This window comes from Actinomadura sp. HBU206391 (assembly GCF_014323665.1).
In the GTDB taxonomy this organism is placed as follows: Bacteria; Actinomycetota; Actinomycetes; order Streptosporangiales; family Streptosporangiaceae; genus Actinomadura_C.
This window is the reverse complement of the sequence record NZ_JABVEB010000403.1, coordinates 1-3,768: the sequence shown is the minus strand read 5'-3', so window position 1 is coordinate 3,768 and position 3,768 is coordinate 1. Positions and strand designations below refer to the sequence as shown.

4 protein-coding genes and 1 pseudogene are annotated in these 3,768 nt (G+C 71.4%); 2 read left to right on the top strand and 3 right to left on the bottom strand.

What is annotated here, in order from left to right; all coding sequences use genetic code 11:
* Positions 1-901, top strand: a 901-nt coding sequence (locus tag HKK72_RS37290; protein WP_315987635.1) for a TIGR03619 family F420-dependent LLM class oxidoreductase, incomplete at its 5' end; no start/stop codon positions are given.
* Here HKK72_RS37290 and HKK72_RS37285 read toward each other — a convergent pair.
* Positions 891-1,085, bottom strand: coding sequence for a hypothetical protein (locus tag HKK72_RS37285; RefSeq protein WP_187239102.1), 195 nt, complete (start codon positions 1,083-1,085; stop codon positions 891-893). The genes HKK72_RS37290 and HKK72_RS37285 overlap by 11 nt on opposite strands.
* A 346-nt stretch (positions 1,086-1,431) precedes the next feature.
* On the opposite strand from HKK72_RS37285, the gene HKK72_RS37280 reads away from it, so the two are divergent.
* Positions 1,432-2,331 (top strand): helix-turn-helix domain-containing protein, encoded by a 900-nt coding sequence (locus HKK72_RS37280; protein ID WP_187239101.1) that lies wholly within the window; start codon positions 1,432-1,434, stop codon positions 2,329-2,331.
* Positions 2,332-2,392: 61 nt separating this feature from the next.
* On the opposite strand, the gene HKK72_RS37275 is transcribed toward HKK72_RS37280, so the two are convergent.
* Together HKK72_RS37275 and HKK72_RS37270 are read right to left on the bottom strand one after the other, a co-directional pair.
* Positions 2,393-3,154 (bottom strand): glucose 1-dehydrogenase, encoded by a 762-nt coding sequence (locus HKK72_RS37275; RefSeq protein WP_187239100.1) that lies wholly within the window; start codon positions 3,152-3,154, stop codon positions 2,393-2,395.
* A pseudogene (locus HKK72_RS37270) lies at positions 3,141-3,768 on the bottom strand (CoA-binding protein); the annotation flags it as partial. The gene HKK72_RS37275 and the pseudogene HKK72_RS37270, both read right to left, overlap by 14 nt.

Here is a 3,768-nt window from a genome sequence, read left to right as displayed (position 1 = left end):
CACGGCGGAGAAGAGGGAGGAGAGGACGAGTATGCGGTTCGGGGTTCCCCTGGGGCTGGTTCATCCGGGGATCTGGCGGGATCTGGCGGTCGAGGCCGACCGGCTGGGGTTCGACTCCGTCTGGATCCCCGAGCACCTCGTGTTCACCACCGACCTCTCGACGGCGAACTATCCGGGCACGGGCGAGCCGGGCATCGCCCCGCATACCCCGCTGTACGACGCGCCCGCCTACCTGTGCGCACTCGCCGCCGTCACCTCGCGGATCAGGCTCGGCACCGCGGTGCACCTCTTCGGCCTGCGGCACCCCGTCGCGTCGGCCAGGGCGTTCGCGACGCTCGACCAGATCTCCGGCGGCAGAGCCATCGTGGGGATCGGCGCCGGCTGGTACGAGGGGGAGTGGATCGCGGCCGGGCTGGACTTCCGCTCCCGCGGCCGACGCCTGGACGAGGCGGTAGCGGTCGCGCGCAGGCTGTGGACCGAGAACGTCGTCGAGCACCACGGTGAGTTCTACGACTTCCCCGAGGTGGCCTTCGAGCCCAAGCCGGTGCAGGACCCGCTCCCCGTCGTCGTCGGCGGCGAGTCCGACGCCGCTCTGCGCAGGGCGGCGCGCCATGACGGGTGGATCAGCATGCCGCAGACGATCGAGGCCGCGGCGTCCCGGCTCGAGCGGCTCCGCCGCCACCGCGAGGAGGCCGGACGGGCGGACCTGCCGTTCGAGGTCACCGTGCACGCCTACGAGCTGTCGGGCCCGGGCGAGGTCGCCGACTGGGCGGCGCTCGGCGTCGACCGCCTGATCGTGCGCCCCTGGCGGCGTACCCGCGAGGCGCTGCCCGCCCTGAGAGAGTTCGCCGCCGCGCACGGTCTCGCGGACGGCACTGGGCGGCGGGTCGTCAGTCCATGATGGCGTGCAGAAGACCGACGATGGCGAGCCCGGCCGTCGCGCCGGAGCCCACGTTCGCGGAGACGCTCAGTGCCACCGTGCCGGCGCCGGCCAGCCCCAGAATGATCGCCCAGCGTTGCGGCAGGCGCACGGGTTGCGGCTGTGCTTCGCGCGAGTCATCGCGGCCGCGCCAAGGTATTCTCATCGGTCATGTCCTTCTCTTGCGGATGCAGCAAGGGGAGTGAACAAGAACGGCTCCCTGTCCAGACCACAGGGAGCCGTTCGTTTTCCACCGGCACGGTCACCGGCCGGCTCTGCCGCCATCCTGCTCTAGCGCCCGTGCAGGCGCAAGTGCGTCGGCAAAACCATATGAGAGACCATATGATCGCTCATATGCACGTGCATCGCGCTCATCCAGCGTTGAGTTCGGCCCGGCGTCCTTCGCGGGCTTCGACGGCCGGCCCCGCCGCTCGACGAGCGGGGTCGCCGGCCTGCCACCCGCGATGGCGCGGGCGGGCGGCGCGCCGGAACGCCGGTTCGGAGGAGTGCGGATGACCGCGGGACGGGAGGCCGACGGAGAGGTTCCCTCCGGTGTGGCGTCCGCGCCACCCGGGGGTCCCACGACCCTCCGGATCCTGCTGGGCGCCCGGCTGCGCCGGCTGCGGGAACAGAGCGGCATCTCGCGGCACGAGGCCGGGTACTCGATCCGCTCGAGCCACTCCAAGATCAGTCGTTTGGAGCTGGGACGCAGTCCTTATAAGGAACGAGACGTCAAGGATCTGCTCACGCTGTACGGCGTGACCGACGAGGGGCAGCGAGAGGAACTCCTCCGGCTGGCCCGCCAGGCCAGCGCTCCGGGCTGGTGGCAGCGGTACGGGGACATCGTCCCCGTGTGGTCGCCCACCTACCTCGGAATGGAGCAGGCAGCCTCGCTGATCCGTGTCTACGCTCCGCAGTACGTTCCCGATCTGTTGCAGACCGAGGAATACGCGCGCGGTCTCATCCGGCTCGAGCATCCCGGCGAGCCCGAGGACGTCATCGACCGGCGGGTCGCCCTGAAGTTGGAGCGGCAGCGGGCCCTGCTTCGCGGGGGCGTCAGGCTGTGGGCCCTCATGGACGAGACGGCGCTGATGCGTCCGGTGGGCGATCGGCGGTCGATGCGCGCCCAGATCGACCACCTGCTCGAGCTCGGTGCACAGGACGACACCGCGATCCAGGTGCTGCCGTTCGGACGCGGCCACCCCGCGGCGAGTCACCCGTTCACCGTTCTCAGGTTCGCCGAACCGGATCTGCCTGACGTGGTCTACATCGAATACGCCACCAACGCGCTCTACCTCGACAAGCCCGAGGACGTCGAGCGGTACGTGGAGCTCATGGGGCGGCTGATGATCGAGGCGCCGGGCATCGACGCCATGGCCGACCTGCTGCGGGAGAGGCTCACGGAGATCTAGCTCCCGGCGTGAGCACCCCGGCCCGTGGTCCCGGCCACGGGCCGATCGTGCCCAGGCCGCGTCAGTAGCCGGCGCCGGTGATCATGCCGCCGTCGACCAGCACCTCGCTGCCGGTGCAGTAGCTGGACTCGTCGGACACGAGGAACACGACCAGCCCGGTCACCTCCCTGGTCCGGCCCATCCGGCCCAGCGGCAGTGCCTTCATGAAGGCGTCGGCGCTGTCGGCGGTCGCCGCCACCACGTCCGGGTCCATCGACATCGCGGTGAGGATGGCGCCCGGATGGATGGAGTTGACCCGGATGCCATGGGGGCCGAGCTCACGGGCCGCGGCCTTGGTGAGCCCCCGCACGCCGAACTTGCTGGCGGTGTAGGCGGCCAGCCCGGCGGCCGCGACGAAGCCCTCGGTCGAGGACACGTTGACGATGGCGCCCCCGCCCGCCGCCTTCATCGGCTCGATCACCGACTTGACCCCGAGCCACTGCCCGACCAGGTTGACGTCGAGGACCTGCTTGAACTCATCCAGGGTCATCTCCTCGATGAGCTTGTGCCGCATGATCCCGGCGTTGTTCACCAGGGCGTCCAGCCGTCCGAACGTCGTCAGAGCGGTGTCGACGGCCGAGGTCCAGTCATCGGGGCTGGACACGTCCATCGGGACGAACCGGCAGGCCTCGCCGACGTCGGCGGCGAGTTTGACGCCCTCTTCCTCGAGGACGTCGCCGAAGACGACGCGGGCGCCCTCGTCGACCAGCCGCCGTACATGGGCCTTGCCCATGCCGCGCGCGCCGCCGGTGATCAGCGCGACCTTGCCGTCAAGCCTGCCCATGCCCACTCCCAGTGATCCAGTCGGTCGAAACCGCCGCCGAGTCCGCCGCACGGGCGGCCCGGGTGCGGCCCGCGGCCACGGCGACCGCGGCGGAGGCCATGCTGAGATAGACCGGTACGCCGGCGGCGCGCGCGATCGCGCGTACCTCGTCCGCCACGCCGGCGGGGGCGCACTCGGCGTTACGGGTCACCAGCGTGACCCGGACGTCGCGCCGTGCGTCCTGCAGGGCGGCGACGCCTCGTGCGCAGGCCAGCAGCGGCTCGACGGCGGTGCCGCCGAAGCTGAAGAAGCTTTGCACGTTGACGTGCACGACGACGTCGCCGTACCCCCGGTGGGCCAGGATCGCGGTCACCGTGCCCTCGATGAGCCCGGCGCCGGTGCGCGGCCCGAGCGGGATCTCGAGCGGATTGGCGAGCGAGCTGCCCGCACCTAGGCCGAGCTCCCTGAGCTCCGACCGGGCGGCGCCGGGCAGTTCGGCGAGTTCGAGCCCGGCGGCGTCGAACGCGTCGGCGGCGAGCACGCTCGCCCCGCCGCTCGGCCCGACCACCAGCACCCCGGCGTCCCCGTGCACGGGGCGGCGGACGTGCAGGTCGAAGAAGTCGAGGACGCCGATG